This is a genomic window from Roseovarius sp., from assembly GCF_965228755.1.
Classification (GTDB): Bacteria; Pseudomonadota; Alphaproteobacteria; order Rhodobacterales; family Rhodobacteraceae; genus Roseovarius.
Map to the genome: position 1 here is coordinate 1767276 of NZ_CBDDIG010000005.1, position 17749 is coordinate 1785024.

Annotated in this window: 23 protein-coding genes; 15 read left to right on the forward strand and 8 right to left on the reverse strand. The window is 66.7% G+C overall.

The annotated features are described in order from the left end of the window. Positions 1-5 precede the first annotated feature (5 nt). The 3 genes from ACO07J_RS12275 to ACO07J_RS12285 are packed head-to-tail and all read right to left on the reverse strand — an operon-like array spanning position 6 to position 2036. Positions 6-521: a DinB family protein gene (locus ACO07J_RS12275; protein ID WP_422029229.1), complete on the reverse strand. Its 516-nt coding sequence runs from the start codon at positions 519-521 to the stop codon at positions 6-8. Positions 522-527: 6 nt separating this feature from the next. Continuing rightward, on the reverse strand, positions 528-1232 hold the full coding sequence (locus ACO07J_RS12280; protein WP_422029231.1) for a DUF1326 domain-containing protein: 705 nt from the start codon (positions 1230-1232) through the stop codon (positions 528-530). 3 nt (positions 1233-1235) lie between these two features. After that, positions 1236-2036 carry a DUF2182 domain-containing protein gene (locus ACO07J_RS12285; RefSeq protein ID WP_422029233.1) on the reverse strand — a complete coding sequence of 267 codons (801 nt, stop codon included), beginning with the start codon at positions 2034-2036 and terminating at the stop codon, positions 1236-1238. Positions 2037-2097: 61 nt separating this feature from the next. Here ACO07J_RS12285 and ACO07J_RS12290 point away from each other — a divergent pair, with 61 nt between their 5' ends. Next, positions 2098-2826 carry a FadR/GntR family transcriptional regulator gene (locus tag ACO07J_RS12290; RefSeq protein WP_422029235.1) on the forward strand — a complete coding sequence of 243 codons (729 nt, stop codon included), beginning with the start codon at positions 2098-2100 and terminating at the stop codon, positions 2824-2826. A 114-nt stretch (positions 2827-2940) separates the two neighbouring features. On the opposite strand, the gene ribA is transcribed toward ACO07J_RS12290, so the two are convergent. Further along, the gene (ribA, locus tag ACO07J_RS12295; protein WP_422029237.1) at positions 2941-4032 is read right to left on the reverse strand and encodes a GTP cyclohydrolase II; all 1092 of its coding nucleotides are present in this window, start codon (positions 4030-4032) and stop codon (positions 2941-2943) included. Between the two features lie 168 nt (positions 4033-4200). On the opposite strand from ribA, the gene ACO07J_RS12300 reads away from it, so the two are divergent. From ACO07J_RS12300 to ACO07J_RS12330, 7 genes are all read left to right on the forward strand, one after another. After that, positions 4201-4887, forward strand: a complete 687-nt coding sequence (locus tag ACO07J_RS12300; protein WP_422029239.1) for a response regulator transcription factor — start codon at positions 4201-4203, stop codon at positions 4885-4887. A gap of 234 nt (positions 4888-5121) precedes the next feature. Further along, complete coding sequence (locus ACO07J_RS12305) at positions 5122-5769, forward strand: glutathione S-transferase family protein (protein ID WP_422029241.1); 648 nt, start codon at positions 5122-5124, stop codon at positions 5767-5769. An 81-nt stretch (positions 5770-5850) separates the two neighbouring features. Beyond that, positions 5851-6828, forward strand: coding sequence for a zinc-dependent alcohol dehydrogenase family protein (locus tag ACO07J_RS12310; protein ID WP_422029243.1), 978 nt, complete (start codon positions 5851-5853; stop codon positions 6826-6828). 105 nt (positions 6829-6933) lie between these two features. Beyond that, complete coding sequence (xth, locus tag ACO07J_RS12315; protein WP_422029245.1) at positions 6934-7722, forward strand: exodeoxyribonuclease III; 789 nt, start codon at positions 6934-6936, stop codon at positions 7720-7722. A gap of 53 nt (positions 7723-7775) precedes the next feature. Beyond that, positions 7776-8693 carry a tetratricopeptide repeat protein gene (locus tag ACO07J_RS12320; protein ID WP_422029247.1) on the forward strand — a complete coding sequence of 306 codons (918 nt, stop codon included), beginning with the start codon at positions 7776-7778 and terminating at the stop codon, positions 8691-8693. Positions 8694-8720: 27 nt separating this feature from the next. Then, complete coding sequence (locus ACO07J_RS12325; RefSeq protein WP_422029249.1) at positions 8721-9368, forward strand: LON peptidase substrate-binding domain-containing protein; 648 nt, start codon at positions 8721-8723, stop codon at positions 9366-9368. Next, on the forward strand, positions 9365-9565 hold the full coding sequence (locus ACO07J_RS12330; protein ID WP_422029251.1) for a Trm112 family protein: 201 nt from the start codon (positions 9365-9367) through the stop codon (positions 9563-9565). Before ACO07J_RS12325 ends, ACO07J_RS12330 begins: the two co-directional genes overlap by 4 nt. 215 nt (positions 9566-9780) lie before the next feature. Here ACO07J_RS12330 and ACO07J_RS12335 read toward each other — a convergent pair whose 3' ends face one another. The 3 genes from ACO07J_RS12335 to ACO07J_RS12345 form a co-directional block, all read right to left on the reverse strand. Further along, entirely contained in the window at positions 9781-10365 is a 585-nt protein-coding gene (locus ACO07J_RS12335) for an HNH endonuclease (RefSeq protein ID WP_422029253.1), read from the reverse strand. Positions 10366-10875: 510 nt separating this feature from the next. Beyond that, on the reverse strand, positions 10876-11112 hold the full coding sequence (locus ACO07J_RS12340; protein ID WP_422029255.1) for a DUF2842 domain-containing protein: 237 nt from the start codon (positions 11110-11112) through the stop codon (positions 10876-10878). A gap of 11 nt (positions 11113-11123) precedes the next feature. Next, positions 11124-12416 carry an adenylosuccinate synthase gene (locus ACO07J_RS12345; protein WP_422029257.1) on the reverse strand — a complete coding sequence of 431 codons (1293 nt, stop codon included), beginning with the start codon at positions 12414-12416 and terminating at the stop codon, positions 11124-11126. Between the two features lie 155 nt (positions 12417-12571). Between ACO07J_RS12345 and ACO07J_RS12350 the strand changes: the two genes are divergently transcribed. The 5 genes from ACO07J_RS12350 (at position 12572) to ACO07J_RS12370 (ending at position 15885) form a co-directional block, all read left to right on the forward strand. Then, entirely contained in the window at positions 12572-12970 is a 399-nt protein-coding gene (locus ACO07J_RS12350; RefSeq protein ID WP_422029259.1) for a DUF6524 family protein, read from the forward strand. Then, positions 12967-13353 (forward strand): hypothetical protein, encoded by a 387-nt coding sequence (locus ACO07J_RS12355; RefSeq protein WP_422029261.1) that lies wholly within the window; start codon positions 12967-12969, stop codon positions 13351-13353. The genes ACO07J_RS12350 and ACO07J_RS12355 overlap by 4 nt, the downstream gene beginning before the upstream one ends. A gap of 12 nt (positions 13354-13365) precedes the next feature. Continuing rightward, positions 13366-13575, forward strand: a complete 210-nt coding sequence (locus tag ACO07J_RS12360; protein WP_422029263.1) for a hypothetical protein — start codon at positions 13366-13368, stop codon at positions 13573-13575. Between the two features lie 140 nt (positions 13576-13715). Beyond that, complete coding sequence (gene secG / locus ACO07J_RS12365) at positions 13716-14081, forward strand: preprotein translocase subunit SecG (protein ID WP_422029265.1); 366 nt, start codon at positions 13716-13718, stop codon at positions 14079-14081. Between the two features lie 160 nt (positions 14082-14241). Further along, a complete protein-coding gene (locus ACO07J_RS12370; protein ID WP_422029267.1) occupies positions 14242-15885 on the forward strand; it encodes a CTP synthase in 1644 nt (547 codons plus the stop codon). Between the two features lie 6 nt (positions 15886-15891). Here the strand turns inward: ACO07J_RS12370 and ACO07J_RS12375 are convergent, their stop codons facing one another. Beyond that, positions 15892-16473 carry a hypothetical protein gene (locus ACO07J_RS12375; protein WP_422029269.1) on the reverse strand — a complete coding sequence of 194 codons (582 nt, stop codon included), beginning with the start codon at positions 16471-16473 and terminating at the stop codon, positions 15892-15894. A 338-nt stretch (positions 16474-16811) separates the two neighbouring features. Between ACO07J_RS12375 and ACO07J_RS12380 the strand changes: the two genes are divergently transcribed. Next, the gene (locus tag ACO07J_RS12380; protein WP_422029271.1) at positions 16812-17264 is read left to right on the forward strand and encodes a TerB family tellurite resistance protein; all 453 of its coding nucleotides are present in this window, start codon (positions 16812-16814) and stop codon (positions 17262-17264) included. 39 nt (positions 17265-17303) lie between these two features. Further along, positions 17304-17741, forward strand: a complete 438-nt coding sequence (locus tag ACO07J_RS12385; protein ID WP_422029273.1) for a TerB family tellurite resistance protein — start codon at positions 17304-17306, stop codon at positions 17739-17741. Positions 17742-17749: the final 8 nt, after the last annotated feature.

The window sequence follows — 17749 nt, forward strand, 5'->3', positions numbered from 1 at the left end:
CGGGCTCACTCCTCGTCCGGCATCATGAACAGGTCGGTGACCGGCGCTTTCAGCCCGGTCTTCGTCATCATCGCGTGCACCTGCCCTCGGTGATGGGTCTGGTGGTTGAACATGTGCACCACGCAGGGCGCGATCGGCTTCGTCACCTCGCGCCCCATCGCGCCCGAGTAGAAGGTAAAGCTCCCCGTCAGATCGACGGCATGCAACTGCTCCGCCCAGCGCGCGATCACCCCGTCCACCCGGAACCGCTCGGCGCTCCACGCGCCAAGCGTCGGGAAAAGCTCCGTGCTGTCCTTGATCCCGCCGGCCGGTGGCTCGCAGGTCTTGTCGAACCGGCTCATCCACATCCCGTCCCCCCAGACAAGGTGGTTCAGCGTGCCCAGGATCGACCCGAAGAACGCCCCGTGATCCGCCTTCAGCGCCTCCAGCGGCACGCCTTCCAGCGCCTTCTCGATCTGGCGGTTCTGCCAGGCGTTGTAACGCGCCATCAGGCGGCAATAGTCCGGCGTGATCATGGCCATGGCTCCCTACTTGGGCCCGCCCCAGTCGATCGGGCAGATCTCGGCCGACTTGCCGCCGAAATCCCAGATCCGCCCGTAGTCCCGCACCCGCGATTTCGTGCCGCGCGCGGCGATGATGTCGGGGCCCATCCAGTATTTCGAGTTCGAGATCATCACCGGGTGATCCGGGCTCGCCCCGTCGATCATCTCGATCTCGCCCTGGATCTTGCGCCCGATATAAAGGCCCCGCCGCTTGCCCTCGCGCACGATCTCGACCTTCTCGCGCTCGGCCCCCACGATATCGCTCACCAGCATGGTAAACAGGCCCGTCGTCCCCCCGGCCGCGCCGGAAAAGATCTGCAACAACCCGTTATACGCCTTCCCGCTCGCCCGCTCGTCCACGTAGGCGGCCACCTTCCAGCCGCCCTCGGCCATCCGGCCCGGAATCTCGACCATCAGCCCCACGTTCAGCCCCGACAGGTCCTCGCCCTCGTAATGCCCCTCGTCGATGGCAATCGCCATCCACGCCTTGCAGTCGCCCTCCGTCGGCGGGTGCTTGCCAAGGCTCACGACACACGGACAGAACAGCTCGCACGAGCAGTTCAGGAACAGTTCGCCCTTGATCTTCCACTCGGTCGGATTCATCTTCCGCCGCTTGGGGTTCGCCATCCGGTTGTCGATCCGCTGCGAGATCGGCAGCTTGTCGGCATCCTGCCTGCGTCTCAACGCCATGTCCTATCCTCCCGTCACATAAGGCCAGGCCAGCACTACCAGCCCGCCAACCATCAATATCACGCCCATCGGCTTCACCACACGGTGGCCGATCTGGGGCAGTTTTTCCAGAACCATGAAGAGCGTCGCCAGGCCCATCCAAAGAAGGCTCATCATGCCCCCGACAAAGCCCAGCGCCATGAACCCCCAGCAGCAGACGGCACAGAACGCCCCCAGCCCCAGCCCCATGCGCAAGCCGCCCAGCGCGCCGGGCCGCCAGTGGCCCAGGTAATAGCTCATCGGGCTGTGGCACACGCCATGGCACAGCTCCTTGGTGCGGGTGAACTGGAAGGCCCCCACCACGATCAGCAGCCCGCCGGACACCAGCATCGACTTCGGTATCCCCAGCATGTCGATCACCCCGCCGAACAGCAGCGCCAGCTGCACGCCGGTAATCGCCGCGGCGAACCCGAGCCAGACGATCGCGTATCCCGTCAGCACGCCAATCCAGCCGCCCCAGCTTCCATTCGCCGAAATCATGAGGTCTTCATACGCGCGCAGCGTCGGCACCAGCGTCGGCAGCATCATCGCCGCCATCATCACCGCCCACATGGCAAAGAGCGGCCAGAACTCGGCCATCGGCATGTACATGTCCATCCGCGGATCCATCGCGGCCATCCGCTGCGCCATCTCGCCCGGCCGTCCGATCAGGTCGAGATCCATGCCCACCGCCATCCGGTAAAGCCACCACCACGCAACCAGGATCCCGCCGAAGAAGCCCAGCCAGAGAACGCTGCGCAGCGGCGTGGCAATAGTGTCGCGCATGGCTCTCCCTCTCCGACTCGGCTCTTGCGGCGAAAATGTCAGACATTTAAATGTAAGACAAATGGAAACTGCCAAAACTCCCAAGGCCGACCTCTCGGCCCAGATCGCGCAGGCCATCCGCGACGCCATCGTCGAGGGGCGGATGATCACCGGCGAACGCCTGCCCTCCGAGGCGGAACTGGCCGAGCAGTTCAACGTCTCCCGCCCCACGGTGCGCGAGGCGCTTAAGCGGCTGGCGGCCCAGTCCCTCATCCGCACCCAGCGCGGCGCCTTCGGCGGCGCCTTCGTCAACCGGCTGTCCTACGAGGAAGCCTACGGCCAGCAGATTACCACCTCTACTCTGCTCCTGTCGATGAACGGCATCAGCTTCGAGACCGCCTGCGAGGCCCGCTATGCCCTCGAACGCGCCTGCACGCCGCTCGCGGCCGCCCGCCGCACCCCCGACCACCTCGCCACCATGCGCGCCGAGATCCACCGTCAGGGCCAGCCCGGCCTGTCGGATGAAAGCTTCTGCGCCTCCGATGTCACCTTCCACCGGGCTCTCGTCGACGCGGCCGGCAACCCGGTGCTCAGCTACCAGCTCGCCGGCGCGGTCGAGGCCATGCAGCCGCTGATGAACATGATCACCTTCACCGCCCGCTCCCGCGAGGCGATCGTCGCCTTCCACACCCGCATCGCCGACGCCATCGAGGCCGGCGACAGCACCGCCGCGGAAACCGCCCTCGAGGAACTGGCCGCCTACACGCTGCATCTCGGCCGCGACGTCATGAAAGCCCGCGCCGCCAGATGATTGAGGGGCCAGCCCCTCAAACTCCCCGGGATACTTCCACCAAGAAGAAACACAGGCAAACCCCCGGCTTCTTCTGCCCAAAATATCCCCGCCGGAGGCTCCCCAACCCTCAGCCTATAACAGGTGCCCGGATTTCTTCGCCTTGGTCGCCAGGTAGGCCCGGTTATGCGCCGTCTCGCCCACCTTCAGCGGCACCCGCTCGGCCACCTCGATGCCGTTCTGCTGCATCATCGCGATCTTCGCCGGGTTGTTGGTCAGCAGCCGGACTGCCGAGAACCCCATGCGCTTGAGGATATCCGCCCCGATCCGGAAATCGCGCTCGTCATCCTCGAAGCCCAGCCGGTGATTGGCCTCCACCGTGTCGAACCCCTGGTCCTGCAGGGAATAGGCGCGCATCTTGTTGGCAAGGCCGATTCCCCGCCCCTCCTGGTTGAGATACAGAAGCACACCGGCCCCCTCCTCACCCATCTGCGCCAGCGCCCCGCGCAGTTGAGGGCCACAGTCGCATTTCAGCGATCCCATCAGGTCGCCCGTGAAACAGGCCGAATGCAGCCGCGCCAGCACCGGCGCATCCCGCGGCGGCTGGCCGATCTCGATGGCGTAATGCTCCTCGCCGCCATCCTCGGGCCGGAAGATATGCAGCTTGCCGGCCTCCGACACCTCCAGCGGCAGCCGTGCGCTCACCACCGGGTGCAGCGGGCTGGCCGCCTCCAGCAGCGGCGCCGCCGCCACGCCGTCCACCACCGTCAGCCGCCGCTCCTGCGAAAACGACGCGGCATTCTTCAGCGGCAGCACCAGCACCGCCGGCAACAGCCGCGCGGTCTTGGCGAGCTTCAGCGCCAGCCGGTGCAGCCCGGCATCCCCGCCCCGCTCCGACACCAGCGGCCCCTTCATCGGCGTGCGCAAATCATCCGCCGGGTCGGCCACCCCCAGCACCCAGGGCAGCCCCGCATCCGGCGGCAGCACGATCCGCGCCAGATCCCCGTCATAGGGCCGCGCCTTCAGCGTCTCTGCCCGCCGCGCGCTGATCACCACCACCGGCGGCCCGCCCAGCGCCCGGATATCCGCCAGCCGCGCGGCATCCAGCGTCTCCGCCGCCAGCACCAGCAGCGCCCCCTCGGGGCCCGTCAGCACAACCGGCACACCCATGCGCAGGTCACTGCGCGCCCGCGCAAGGATTTCGGTCAGGTCAGGGGCAAGGCTCATGCGATCACATCCCGGCGCGCGAAAGTTGAGACACGGATGTAGCGCCTTTTGCAACGAATTGAAACAATTGCCCACATGGTAACACTTGGGCGTGAAGTCCTGTCACAGTTCTTGCCCCCCGCGCCGCCCCGGCACACATCTGCCGAAACCAAACGAGGATACCGAACCATGGCACAGCTCAAGAAAATCCTGCTGGTCGACGATGACGAGGACCTGCGCGAGGCGCTCGGCGAACAGCTGGTGATGACCGAGGATTTCGACGTCTTCGAGGCCGGCAACGGATCCGAGGCGATGCAACGCGTCAAGGACACGATCTACGACCTGGTGATCCTCGACGTGGGCCTTCCCGACACCGACGGGCGCGAGCTTTGCCGGCTGATGCGCAAGCAGGGCGTCAAGGCGCCGATCCTGATGCTGACGGGCCATGACGGCGACGCCGACACCATCCTCGGCCTCGACGCGGGCGCCAACGACTACATCACCAAGCCCTTCAAGTTCCCCGTCCTGCTGGCCCGCATCCGCGCCCAGCTCCGCCAGCACGAGCAATCCGAGGATGCCGTCTTCCAGCTCGGGCCGTACACCTTCAAGCCCGCCATGAAGCTCCTGCAGACCGAGGACGACAAGAAGATCCGCCTCACCGAGAAGGAGACGAACATCCTCAAGTTCCTCTACCGCTCGACCGAGGGCGTTGTCCCCCGCGACGTGCTCCTGCACGAGGTCTGGGGCTACAACGCCGGCGTCACCACCCACACGCTCGAAACCCACATCTACCGCCTGCGCCAGAAGATCGAGCCCGACCCCTCCAACGCCCGCCTCCTGGTGACCGAATCCGGCGGGTATCGGCTGCTTTCCTGAACGACGTCCGCCAGGCCATTGAACCCGCCCCGATCGGCGCATAAATGACCTACAAGCCGTTACATGTGCGGCCAATCACATGTACCTCCCTGTTGGACTGCCCCGGCCATTGCGCCGGGGCTTTTTTTGTGCGGGCGACGACGTGCCGGCGCCGCGCATCCCCCTCGACTCGGCCGCCGCTCTATGAGCCAATACGGGCGCCCCGCCCTCACGCCACAGCCCCGGAAAAGCACCATGCCCACGATCACGGCCTTCAAGACCTCCCCCGACAAGGGCGCCGGCCTCGCCCGCGACATGCGGGTCCGCTGGGCGCTGGAGGAAACCGGCCAGCCCTATGACGTCCGCCTCGTCACCTTCGAGGAGATGAAGCAACCCGCCCATCTGAAGCGTCAGCCGTTCGGCCAGATTCCCACCTACGAAGAGGGAGACGTCACGCTCTTCGAATCGGGCGCCATCGTCTTTCACATCGCCGAACATCACCCCGGCCTGCTCCCTACCGCCGCCGCGCCGCGCGCCAGGGCCATAAGCTGGATGTTCGCCGCGCTCAACACGGTCGAACCCCCGATCGTGGAACGCGACCACGTCAAGCATTTCGAAGCCGGCAAGAGCTGGCAGGCCGAGCGGTTCGCCCTGGTGGACGAGCGCATTCGCACCCGGCTCGACCAACTGGCCGAAGCCTTCGGCACGGCCGACTGGCTCGCAGGCACGTTCAGCGCCGCCGACATCCTGATGGTCCACGCGATCCGCAGGCTCGAAGGCTCGGGCATCCTCGAGTCGTACCCTGTCTTCACCGACTACATCGCCCGCGCGGCCGATCGGCCGGCCTACCGGCGCGCCTTCGAGGCCCAGCACAAGGTTTTCCTGAACGCCTCGTCGGCGTAAGTCCCCCCTCCCGCCGCGTCACCCTTTGGCATATCCGCCCCAAGCCCCAATATCGGGACCAGCAACCAAAGGAGCCTCCCGATGAAACAGGTGATCCACGAAGAGTTCGGCGACCCGGCCAAGGTCCTGCGCTGCGTCGATACCGAAAACGCCGTGCTCGGCGCCTCCGACGTCCGGGTCGAGGTGCTCCGTGCGCCCATCAACCCCTCCGACCTGATCCAGATCGCCGGACAATACGGCGTCCGCCCCGACCTTCCGGCCGTCCCCGGCAACGAGGGGCTGGGCCGCGTCACCGACGCCAACGGCACCGACCTGAAAGAGGGCCAGCTTGTCCTCCTCCCCGCCGGCAGCGGCACATGGGCCACCGAGATCATAGCCGGCGCCGGCAATTTCGTGCCCCTCCCCGACGGCGACCTCGATCAGCTTGCCATGCTCGCCATCAACCCGGCCACCGCCTACCTGCTGCTCGACGATTTCGTCGACCTCGCGACGGGCGACTGGATCATCCAGTCCGCCGCCAATTCCGCCGTCGGCGCCTACGTGATCCAGCTCGCCCATGCCCGCGGCCTGAAAGTGGCCTGCGTTGTCCGCCGCCAAAGCGCGGTGGCGGGGCTGAAGGAGATGGGGGCCGATGCCGTCCTCGTCGATGGCGACACCCTCGCCCGTGACGTGGCCCAGGCCACCGACGAGGCCCCGATCCGCCTCGCCCTCGACGCGGTGGCGGGCGACACCATGGCCCGCCTCGCCGCCACCCTCGCCCCCGGCGGCACGCTGGTCAGCTATGGCGCGATGTCCATGGCCCCCGCCCCGCTCGACGCCAAGGTGCTGATCTTCTCGAGCATCACCCTGCGCGGCTTCTGGCTCGCCCAGTGGTTCGAGGACGCCACCCCCGAGCGCCGCAGCAAGGTCTACGGCGACCTGACCGCGCTGGTGGCCTCCGGCAAGCTCAGCGCGCCCGTCGACCGCCACTTCGCCCTCGAGGACATCGCCGAGGCCGCCGCCTACACCGCCGCGGGCGAACGCGCCGGCAAGGTGCTGCTGGCGCCCAACGGGGTCTGACCGGGCCGGGGCGGCGCCCCCGCCGAAATTCCCCGCCGCCCCGGGCTGGACGTTTCCCGCCCCGGCCTTTACCTCTCCCGCCACTGACAGCGGAGACGACACCCCATGCCTTTCACCCTCGCCACCTGGAACATCAACTCGGTCCGCCTGCGCGCGCCCATCGTCTGCAAGCTCCTGAAAGAGGAAGCGCCGGACGTGCTCTGCCTGCAGGAATGCAAGAGCCCGGTGGAAAAGATCCCCGCCGAGATGTTCGCCAACCTCGGCTACACCCACATGATCGCCCGGGGGCAGAAGGGCTATAACGGCGTCGCCATCCTCTCCAGGCAACCGATCGAGGAGGTGGGCGTGCATGACTTCGCCAAGCTCGGCCACGCCCGCCACATCGCCGGGCGGCTGGAAAACGGCACCGTCATCCACAATTTCTACGTCCCCGCCGGCGGCGACGTGCCCGACCGCGAGGTCAACGACAAGTTCGGCCAGAAGCTCGACTACCTCACCGAGATGCGCGACTGGTGCCGCGAGGACAAACCCGCCAAGTCCATCCTCGTGGGCGACCTCAACATCGCCCCGCGCGAGGATGACGTCTGGTCGCACAAGCAGCTCCTCAAGGTGGTCAGCCACACGCCCGTCGAGGTCGAGCACCTCTCCGACGTGATGGAAGCGGGCGGCTGGGCCGACGTCACCCGCGCCGACATCCCCGAGGGCCAGCTCTACAGCTGGTGGTCCTACCGTGCCCGCGACTGGGACGCCGCCGACAAGGGCCGCCGTCTCGACCATATCTGGGCCAGCCCCGACATCGCCAATGCCGGCCATTCCAGCCGCATCCTGCGCACCGCCCGCGGCTGGGACAAACCCAGCGACCACGCCCCGGTTTTCGCCACCTTTGACCTTTGACTTCACTGCCCCCGCGCACATATAGGGGCAGAACCAATCCGATGGAGACGACAATGCTGGAACTGGGCCAAAACCAGAATTCACCCGCCGCCGGCGACCTGATCAAGGATGTCTCCGAGGCCGATTTCATGGCCGAGGTGATCGAAGCCAGCCAGACCGTGCCGGTGATCGTCGATTTCTGGGCGCCGTGGTGCGGGCCGTGCAAGACGCTGACCCCCGCGCTCGAGGCGGCGGTGACCAAGGCCAAGGGCGCGGTGAAACTCGCCAAGGTCAATGTCGACGAGAACCAGATGATCGCGGGCCAGCTCCGGGTCCAGTCGATTCCGACCGTCTATGCCTTCTGGCAAGGCCAGCCGATCGACGGCTTCCAGGGCGCCGTGGCACAATCCGAACTCGACGCCTTCATCGGCCGGATCGTAAACCAGTCCGGCGGCGACGCCAGCGGCGGGCTCGACGATGCGCTCGAGGCGGCCGAGGAAATGCTCGACCAGGGCGCGGCCACCGACGCCGCCCAGACCTTCGCCGCCATCCTCCAGGAAGACGACAAGAGCGCCCGCGCCTATGCCGGGCTCGTCCGCGCCCATATCGCGATGGACGACCTGGAACAGGCCGAGGCCATCCTCAACGGCGCGCCGGCCGAGATCTCCAAGGCGCCCGAGCTGGAAGCCGCCCATGCCGCGCTCGACCTCGCCAAGCAGGCGGCGGGCGCCGGCCCGGTGGGCGAACTGACGGCGGCGGTCGAGGCCAATCCGGATGATCACCAGGCCCGGTTCGACCTCGCCCAGGCCCTGCATGCCAACGGCCGCACGCAGGAAGCGGTCGACCAGCTGCTCGAGCTGTTCCAGCGCGACCGCGAATGGAACGACGAGGCCGCGAAGAAGCAGCTTTTCACCATTTTCGACGCCCTGAAACCCAACGATCCGATCGTTCTTCACGGCCGCAGAAAACTGAGCTCGATGATATTTGCCTGAACCGGTGAACAGGCTAGGTTGAGGGTCATGATCAACCAGGCCGATCTTCCCGAGGTGATCCCGGTCTTTCCGCTGACCGGCGCGCTTCTCCTGCCCCGCTCGCGGCTGCCGCTGCACCTGTTCGAGCCGCGCTACCTGGCCATGCTCGACGACGCCCTGAAATCGCCCGGGCGGCTGATCGGCATGGTCCAGCCCAGCATGGCGCCCGGCAAGAAGGAATGCGACCGGCTGCAGGCGATCGGCTGCGTCGGCCGGGTGACCCAGATGTCGGAAACCGAGGACGGGCGCTACATGATCACGCTCACCGGCATCTCCCGCTACCGCGTGCTGGAAGAGGTCGACGGCTTCACCCCCTACCGCCGCGCCCGGATCTCGTGGGACGGGTTCGACCGCGACCTCGGCCCCGCCGACACCGACGCGGGCTTCGACCGCGAGGCGTTCATGAACCTGCTCGCCCGCTACTTCGACTCGCGCGAATTGCAGACCGACTGGGACACCCTGAAAGAAGCCGATGACGAGCTGCTGATCAACTCGCTCTCGATGCTGCTGGGCTTCGAACCCGAGGACAAGCAGGCCCTGCTCGAGGCGCCCTCGCTCACCACCCGCCGCGAAACGCTGGTGACGCTGCTCGAATACGCCCTGCGCGGCGGCGACGACAAGGAAATCCTGCAATGACCGACACGCCCGAACCCCCCGCGAATTCCGCCACCGACCGCCGCATGCTCGAGGCGCTGGTCTGCCCCCAGACCCACACCACGCTGCGCTACGACGCCGAGGCGCAGGAACTGGTCAGCACCTCCGCCGGCCTCGCCTTCCCGATCCGCGGCGGCATCCCGGTGATGCTCATCGACGAGGCGCGCCAGCTCGACTGACGGCACTTCGCCTCACGTGAGGGAGCCTCCGGCGGGGATATTTCCGGCCAGAAGAAGCCCGCTCCCCACCCCGCTTCTTCTGGCGAGAAATATCCCGGGGGAGACGTTGGATTTCCTCGGGAAATTCAACGTTGGGGGCAGCGCCCCCTGCGCCATTCGATATCCCGACACGACGTCGCGACAGCTTTGCGCACGGTCGGTCCCCCAGGGCAGTCTCAGCTCCAGCTGATCGGTTCGTCTCCAATCACCTGGCCGAAGACATTCTCACGATGCCATCTCAGGTTTTTCGGGCTCGGCCAGTTCTCCGGATCTTCGGGCTTCCAAAGCTTGCAATCCGGTCTCAGCAGCCGTTTTTCGACATCGTCGGGCACCTTGTTGCGTGACACGAGGATCGTTTCGTTATCGTCGGCCACCGAGATCAGGCCCCGGTCGAACATCCAGTGCAACGTACCGGACAGGGCCAGGCGATTGCGAACCGAGTCGCTGCCCATGCTGTCGACCGGTCGGATATGCGCCGCCTGCACCTCCGGGCGCCCGCCGCCATTGCGCAGCATCAGGCCGGACATCGCGCAGCGGTATCCATAGGCTTCGCGCACCTTTCTGCGGAACGCGATGTCACGATAGGGCCTTCGCGTGAGGCGCTCCAGTACCGGGCGCTCGAACGGCTCCGCCTCCTCCTGAAACGCCAAGGATTGCGGGTCGTAGCGCGTCGCCTCGATCCGTTCCAGGTCCTGGGGCAGCCCCAGGTTCACGATGCGCGCGAAGTCGGCCTCGGGCAACCGCCGCACGGCCAGTTGCACCGCGCCTCCCCTTTTTCGGGGTGCCATCGGGCTCCGTCAGGGCCGCTTCCAGTGGCCGTCCGTGCACGAGGCGCGGCACCTCTCGGTCGAAGGGAAGAAAGGTACCGGGCGCGATCATGGCAAGGAACCGCCCCTCGGCGCCCGGCTTCGGGATGACCCGGTCGATCCGTGCCACGGCGAAGTATCCTCGGGGCCCCGCCTTGACCGGTTCATAATAGATGATCCAGTCGCCAACGGCCTCCCGCACCGCCTTCAGGTACGAGCGCGGGAAGTCATACACGACATCCGGCTCGTCATCGTAAATGGAGTCGGCCTTATGCAGGAGAACAAGCTTCGCCATAACACCAGGAAAGCGTTAACACGCGGTTTTGCAAGTCGTTTCGGAAGCAAACCTATGACGCAACCCGCCGCCTTGAACCAGAAGAGCAACAGCGCTCCCCGTCCCGCCCCCCGAGCCGGGACCTCGACAGGCCAGGTTCAGTCGCCGGTGGCTGCCAGCCCACCGCCCCCTCACTCCTCCTCGTCCGGGTCCGCCTTGCCCACACCGAGAAACACGAAGCGCAACGGCAGCATCCAGAGGAACCCCAGCGCCACGAAGACCAGCAGTTCCACCAGCACCGGCAACCCCTCGTAGCGCGCCCGCAGCCAGTCGGTGAAGTTCACCGCCACGACGATATAGATCGGCAGCCCGATCAGCAGCACCACCAGCGACCAGCGCCGCCTTGCCTTGTAGCTCAGCTTCGGCATGACACCCCGGCTCAGTCGGCGAACGGGTCGGTCACGAGGATCGTGTCCTCCCGCTCGGGCGACGTGGACAACAGCGCCACCGGGCAGTCGATCAGCTCCTCCACCCGGCGGACATACTTGATGGCATTGGCCGGCAGGTCGGCCCAGCTCCGCGCGCCCTCGGTCGACTCGCTCCAGCCCGGCATCTCCTCGTAGACCGGCGTGCAGCGCGCCTGCGCATCCGCCGCGGTCGGCAGGTAATCCAGCCGCTGCCCGTCCAGCTCGTAGCCCACACAGATCTTCAGCACCTCGAACCCGTCCAGCACGTCGAGCTTGGTGAGCGCAATCCCCTTCACGCCCGACGTGGCACAGGTCTGCCGCACGAGACAGGCGTCGAACCAGCCGCAGCGCCGCTTGCGGCCCGTGACGGTGCCGAACTCCCGGCCCCGCTCGCCCAGCCGCTGGCCGTTCTCGTCATCGAGCTCGGTCGGGAACGGCCCCTCGCCCACGCGGGTCGTATAGGCCTTCACGATCCCCAGCACGTAATCGATCGAGCCCGGTCCGATGCCGGTGCCCGTGGCCGCCTGCCCGGCGATCACGTTCGACGAGGTGACATAGGGATAGGTGCCGAAATCGATATCCAGCAGCGCCCCCTGCGCCCCCTCGAACAGGATCCGCCGGCCCGCCTTGCGCTTGTCGTTCATCACCTTCCAGACGGGCCCCGCATATTGCAGGATCTTCGGCGCGATCTCTCGCAGCTGCGCGATCAGCGCATCGCGGTCGATCTCGCCCAGCCCCAGCCCGCGCCGCAGCGCGTTGTGATGCACCAGCGCCCGGTCGACCCGCAATTCCAGCGTCGCGTCATCGCCGAGGTCGGCCACCCGGATCACGCGGCGCCCCACCTTGTCCTCGTAGGCCGGCCCGATGCCGCGGCCCGTGGTGCCGATCTTCGCCACCGAGTTCTGCGATTCCCGCGCCCGGTCCAGCTCGCCATGGAACGGCAGGATCAGCGGCGTGTTCTCGGCGATCATCAGCGTTTCGGGCGTGATCTCCACCCCCTGGCCGCGGATCGTCTCGATCTCCTGCAACAAATGCCAGGGGTCGAGCACCACCCCGTTGCCGATCACCGACAGCTTGCCGCCCCGCACCACGCCCGAGGGCAGCGCGTTCAGCTTGTAGACCTTGCCGTCGATCACCAGCGTATGGCCGGCATTGTGCCCGCCCTGGAACCGCGCGATCACGTCCGCCCGCTCGCTCAGCCAGTCGACGATCTTGCCCTTGCCCTCGTCGCCCCACTGGGCGCCCACGACAACCACGTTGGCCATGTCAGTCCTCTCGGCACTAGAAAATCCCGCGCCCGTATAGCCCCGCCCGCGCGCCGTTGAAACCGCAAATTCACGCCTGCGCCCGGCCCTCGGGGCTGGACAGGCGCGCCTCGTTGGGCGAAGGAAAGGGAAAACAAGGGGACGGGGGACAGAACATGACCGGCTTCATCTTGCGCCTCGTGGCGGCATTTCTCCTGCTCGTCGCCACCTTCAACCCGACGGAGTGGAACTACGTCACCTGGGTGCGGGCCAATTTCTACGACCAGATGCCGCTCGCGGTGCTGATGGGCCTGCTGCTGGCGGTGGGCTACATCATCTACCTGCGCGCCACGCTGCGCTCGATCGGGGCCTTCGGGGTGTTCCTGGTGGTCGCCATTGTCGCGGCGGTGGTCTGGGTGCTCTACGATTACGGGCTGCTCACCCTCCGCGACACGTCGCAAGTCGTCTGGCTGGCGCTCATCGCCCTCGCCTTCGTCCTCGGCATCGGCCTGAGCTGGAGCCACGTCCGCCGCAGGCTCAGCGGCCAAGCCGACATGGACGACGTGGATGAATGACCCGGCGCCTTAGAAAGCACCACCTCCCCCCGTTCACGATGAAATCCTTCGACGCGTTCTGCCGCGAGTTCTACCCCGAAGACGAGGCCTATTACTTCGAAGGCGACGACAGCTTCTACCACCTCGACAGGCCATCCCAGGTCAGGGATGTCGCTGAACGGTCATTCGCGATTTCTCACCTTCTTCACCGCAAGCAAACCGTCATGGACGCCCTGCGCGATCTGAAAACCTACGCCGCCAATGGCGACTTCGTGACGCCCCGCATCGTGGCCGAAGGCTATGACTTGATCCGCGAAGGGCACGAGGAAGAAGACGTTCGAATGATCATCCGCGTGCTGGAAGACTATCTTGCAGAATACGAAGCCGAGCGGCAAAACCGCTGAGGAGGTCAGCCCATGCCCAACCCCGACCACGACTTCCAGAAATTCTACTACACCAAGGTCGGCCTCGGCGAAGGCTGCGGCTGTGCCGAGCGGGTAATCGACATGCACGAGGCCGACCGCAAATCCGCCACGCCCCTCGCCCGCCCGCTCGCCCGCCGCCTGCCTTTCCAGACCCGCCTGCACCACGCGCTCGCCGCCCTCGGCCTCACCCGCCGCCGCTGACCCTCGCGAGACAACCCGCAAGGGCTGGCGAGCGCCGCCGGACAATCCGCAACACCCCTCTCCCACCCCCCAATTGCCGGGTTGCAGCCCAGCCGCGAAACGCATAGATAGCGCCTGTTCCGAACCGCAAGGCAGTCCGCATGGAAAACGTCATCCTCCTCGTCCACCTGCTTCTGACGCTCACGCTGATCGTCGTGGTGCTTCTGCAGCGCTCCGAAGGGGGCGGCCTCGGCATGGGTGGCGGCGGCGGCAACGCGACGGCGGGCCGCTCGGCGGCCACGGCTCTGGGCAAGATGACATGGGTGCTGGGCATCGGCCTTTTCGTCACCTCCATGGCGCTCACCATCATCGCGGCACAGACCTCCTCGGGCTCCTCCGTCCTCGACCGGATCACCGACAGGCCGGCCGCGCAGGAAGAAACCTCGCCCGAGCTTCCCGACACCGGCAACGATCTCCTTCCGCCCGCGGAAGGCGACGACGCCCCCCTGACGCCCACCGCCGACTGACCACTACCGATTGAGACAGGCCGGAATACCGCAACAGCATCTTGCGGTCAGCTTGCGCCATTGGCGTGAATGCTTTATGAGTTGAGTCCCGTGGTGCTGCGGCCGAATCGGCCGTGCGGGCCCGTTTGAACACGAGCAGAATCACGGGGGGTTCCGACGCATGGCGCGGTATGTCTTCATCACAGGCGGCGTTGTATCTTCACTGGGCAAGGGCCTCGCCTCGGCCGCGCTCGGCGCGCTTCTCCAGGCCCGCGGCTTCTCGGTCCGCCTGCGCAAGCTCGACCCCTACCTGAACGTCGATCCCGGCACCATGTCACCCTTCGAGCATGGCGAGGTCTTCGTCACCGACGACGGCGCCGAGACCGATCTCGACCTGGGCCATTACGAACGCTTCACCGGCGTCCCGGCGCGGATGACCGATTCCGTTTCCTCTGGCCGCATCTATTCCGACGTGCTCGAAAAGGAGCGCCGCGGCGATTACCTCGGCAAGACCATCCAGGTCGTCCCCCACGTCACCAACCAGATCAAGGACTTCATCGGCATCGGCGATGACGAGGTCGATTTCATGCTCTGCGAGATCGGCGGCACCGTCGGCGACATCGAGGGCCTGCCCTTCTTCGAGGCCATCCGCCAGTTCAGCCACGACCGTCCCCGCGGCCAGTGCATCTTCATGCACCTCACCCTCCTGCCCTACCTCGCCGCCTCCGGCGAGCTGAAGACCAAGCCGACCCAGCACTCCGTCAAGGAGCTGCAATCCATCGGCATCGCGCCCGACATCCTCGTCTGCCGCTCCGAACAGCCGATCCCGGAAAAGGAACGCGAGAAGATCGCGCTTTTCTGCAACGTCCGCACCGAGTCGGTGATCGCGGCCTATGACCTCAATTCCATCTACGAGGCCCCGCTCGCCTATCACCGCGAAGGGCTCGACCAGGCGGTGCTCGACGCCTTCGCCATCTCTCCCGCGCCGAAGCCCGACATGGCCAAGTGGCAGGATGTCGAGGACCGCATCCACCACACCGACGGCGAGGTGAAGATCGCCATCGTCGGCAAGTACACCCAGCTCGAAGACGCCTACAAGTCGATCAAGGAGGCGCTCACCCATGGCGGCATGGCCAACCGCGTGAAGGTCAGCGTCGAATGGGTCGATGCCGAGATCTTCGACACCGAGGATCCGGCCGTCCATCTCGAGGGCTTCCACGCCATCCTCGTGCCCGGCGGCTTCGGCGAACGCGGTACGGAAGGCAAGATCAAGGCCGCGCAATTCGCCCGCGAACGCAAGATCCCCTATCTCGGCATCTGCCTCGGCATGCAGATGGCGGTGATCGAGGCCGCCCGCAACCTCGCCGGTCTCAAGGATGCCGGCTCCGAGGAGTTCGACCACGAGGCCGGCAAGAAACGCTTCACCCCCGTCGTCTACCACCTCAAGGAATGGGTGCAGGGCAACGAGAAGGTCAAGCGCAAGGTCTCCGACGACAAGGGCGGCACCATGCGCCTCGGCGCCTATGACGCGGTCCTCAAGGAAGGCTCAAAGGTCGCCCAGGTCTACGGCACCACCGCCATCGACGAACGCCACCGCCACCGCTACGAGGTCGACATCAAGTACCGCGAGAAACTGGAAGAGGTCGGCCTCTGCTTCTCCGGCATGTCCCCCGACTGCCGCCTCCCGGAAATCGTCGAATGGTCCGACCACCCGTGGTTCATCGGCGTCCAGTTTCACCCCGAGCTGAAGTCGAAACCCTTCCAGCCCCACCCGCTCTTCGCCGATTTCGTGAAAGCCGCGGTGAACACCTCGCGGCTGGTCTGACGGGCCCTATCTCAGCCCGTCACTGCCCCGCCGCGGCAACACCCGCAGCAGCCGCTCCCCCAGCCCCGGCCCCAGCAGCTCCGCCAGGAACCCCTGCACCGCGCCGGGCCCCTGCAACGGCCGCAACGCGCCGATATCGGCCGTCTCCTCGGCCATCGCCGGGTGCCGCTTGCCGCGCAGCGCCGTCTCGATGATCCCCTCGTCCAGGATCCACCGACCCCGGCGCCCCGCCGCCCGGTCCGCGGCCTGGAAATCCAGCCACGCATCCAGCCGCGCCCGCGCCGGCAGCTTCTGCCCCTGCCGCGCCCGGTAGAAGCCGCTGTTCACCCGCAGGCAGATATTGTCCAGCACCCGCGCCGCGCCGCGAAACTCCTGCGGCACCTCGCGTTTCGACAGGTAGTTGAACCGCCCCGGATCGCCGTTGAAGAACACCACCAGCGCGCTCGACAGGTCCATCCCCTTCTGCGCCATCATCCAGCCCAGCACCGGCTCGGGGTTCCGCGACCAGTCGAAGCTGCGCGCCATGCGCCGCAGCTCCGCCGCGGTCGCGGCCCGGGCCCGCTTCATCTGTTCGTCCTTGTTACTCATCGACCAGTCACACTTGTCAAAAGGCGGCATCCGCGGCTCCGTCTTCGCGCGTTGCACCGCGCATCTTGATTGGCCCGCAACCTTGCCCCCGAAAGCGCAAATAGTTGGGAGCAATTGTGGCCCTCCTGCGACCTTTGGACCACGCCCGCGCCAAACCCGCCTTCGCCCGGATTGTCATTCGCCACCCACGGGATAAGAGTGCGGCAAAACACCCCGGTCACCGCGGGAGGGACAGGCACCATCGCGCCGACGCGACAGCGCGCCCGGAAGGGCGCCGCGCGACCGGCACGCCACGGCGCCCGCCCCCGTCCCGCGCCCGGCACCGACGGAGCCCTCCGATGGAAGCAAAAGCCCTGCTAAACCGTTTGATTCACGCGTTTTCCGCGCCCAAGCCCGACCCCCTTCCGGAACCGGACGAGAAGCTCGCGCTCGGCGCGCTGATGGTCCGCGTCGCCATGTCCGACCACGATTACCGCGTAGACGAGATCAGCCGGATCGACCGCCTCCTCTCCCGCCTCTACGGCCTCAACCCGGTCGAGGCGGCCAAGATGCGCGCCACCTCCGAGAAGCTCGAGAAGCAGGCCCCGGAAACGGACCGTTTCGCACATATCATCCGGGAAACAGTCAGTTTCGAGGCCCGCGTCGACGCGCTCGAGGTGCTGTGGGAGATCGTCCTCGCCGACGGCGACATCGACGAGGCCGAGCTCAAGGTCATCGACGACGCCCGCGCCGCCCTCGGCCTCTCCGAGGAAGACAGCGCCCGCGCCCGCGAAACCGCCTTCCTCAGTTAACGATTGGCGCGGGCCGCGCCTGCGCCTATATCTCCTCCCATGTTTGCTGATTTCCTGAACAAGCTCATCCAGCCAGAGCCCGAACAGCTCGACGATGCCGACGCGCGCCTGGCCCTCACCGCCCTGCTCGTGCGCATCGCCCGCTCCGACGGGTTCTACGACGCCGACGAGGTCGCCCATATCGAGCGAATCGCTGGCCGGCGCTATGGCCTCGACCCTGCCGGCGCGCAGCAATTGCGCGCCGAAGCCGAACAGCTCGAATCGGAAGCGCCCGACACCGTCCGCTTCACCCGCGCCATCAAGGATTCGGTACCCTACGAGCACCGCACCGCCGTGATCGAGGCGCTCTGGGAAGTGGCGCTCGCCGACGGCGAACGCGACGCCGACGAAGACGCGCTCATTCGCATGGCCTCCAACTTCCTCGGCATCAGCGACCGCGACAGCGCCCTCGCCCGCCAGAAAGTGGCCCGGGGGTGAGCCTCGCC

Coding starts and splice junctions, on each gene's coding strand:
- ACO07J_RS12275 (WP_422029229.1), bottom strand. CDS start 521: ATGGCCATGATCACGCCGGACTATTGCCGCCTGATGGCGCGTTACAAC.
- ACO07J_RS12280 (WP_422029231.1), bottom strand. CDS start 1,232: ATGGCGTTGAGACGCAGGCAGGATGCCGACAAGCTGCCGATCTCGCAG.
- ACO07J_RS12285 (WP_422029233.1), bottom strand. CDS start 2,036: ATGCGCGACACTATTGCCACGCCGCTGCGCAGCGTTCTCTGGCTGGGC.
- ACO07J_RS12290 (WP_422029235.1), top strand. CDS start 2,098: ATGGAAACTGCCAAAACTCCCAAGGCCGACCTCTCGGCCCAGATCGCG.
- ribA (WP_422029237.1), bottom strand. CDS start 4,032: ATGAGCCTTGCCCCTGACCTGACCGAAATCCTTGCGCGGGCGCGCAGT.
- ACO07J_RS12300 (WP_422029239.1), top strand. CDS start 4,201: ATGGCACAGCTCAAGAAAATCCTGCTGGTCGACGATGACGAGGACCTG.
- ACO07J_RS12305 (WP_422029241.1), top strand. CDS start 5,122: ATGCCCACGATCACGGCCTTCAAGACCTCCCCCGACAAGGGCGCCGGC.
- ACO07J_RS12310 (WP_422029243.1), top strand. CDS start 5,851: ATGAAACAGGTGATCCACGAAGAGTTCGGCGACCCGGCCAAGGTCCTG.
- xth (WP_422029245.1), top strand. CDS start 6,934: ATGCCTTTCACCCTCGCCACCTGGAACATCAACTCGGTCCGCCTGCGC.
- ACO07J_RS12320 (WP_422029247.1), top strand. CDS start 7,776: ATGCTGGAACTGGGCCAAAACCAGAATTCACCCGCCGCCGGCGACCTG.
- ACO07J_RS12325 (WP_422029249.1), top strand. CDS start 8,721: ATGATCAACCAGGCCGATCTTCCCGAGGTGATCCCGGTCTTTCCGCTG.
- ACO07J_RS12330 (WP_422029251.1), top strand. CDS start 9,365: ATGACCGACACGCCCGAACCCCCCGCGAATTCCGCCACCGACCGCCGC.
- ACO07J_RS12340 (WP_422029255.1), bottom strand. CDS start 11,112: ATGCCGAAGCTGAGCTACAAGGCAAGGCGGCGCTGGTCGCTGGTGGTG.
- ACO07J_RS12345 (WP_422029257.1), bottom strand. CDS start 12,416: ATGGCCAACGTGGTTGTCGTGGGCGCCCAGTGGGGCGACGAGGGCAAG.
- ACO07J_RS12350 (WP_422029259.1), top strand. CDS start 12,572: ATGACCGGCTTCATCTTGCGCCTCGTGGCGGCATTTCTCCTGCTCGTC.
- ACO07J_RS12355 (WP_422029261.1), top strand. CDS start 12,967: ATGACCCGGCGCCTTAGAAAGCACCACCTCCCCCCGTTCACGATGAAA.
- ACO07J_RS12360 (WP_422029263.1), top strand. CDS start 13,366: ATGCCCAACCCCGACCACGACTTCCAGAAATTCTACTACACCAAGGTC.
- secG (WP_422029265.1), top strand. CDS start 13,716: ATGGAAAACGTCATCCTCCTCGTCCACCTGCTTCTGACGCTCACGCTG.
- ACO07J_RS12370 (WP_422029267.1), top strand. CDS start 14,242: ATGGCGCGGTATGTCTTCATCACAGGCGGCGTTGTATCTTCACTGGGC.
- ACO07J_RS12375 (WP_422029269.1), bottom strand. CDS start 16,473: ATGAGTAACAAGGACGAACAGATGAAGCGGGCCCGGGCCGCGACCGCG.
- ACO07J_RS12380 (WP_422029271.1), top strand. CDS start 16,812: ATGGAAGCAAAAGCCCTGCTAAACCGTTTGATTCACGCGTTTTCCGCG.
- ACO07J_RS12385 (WP_422029273.1), top strand. CDS start 17,304: ATGTTTGCTGATTTCCTGAACAAGCTCATCCAGCCAGAGCCCGAACAG.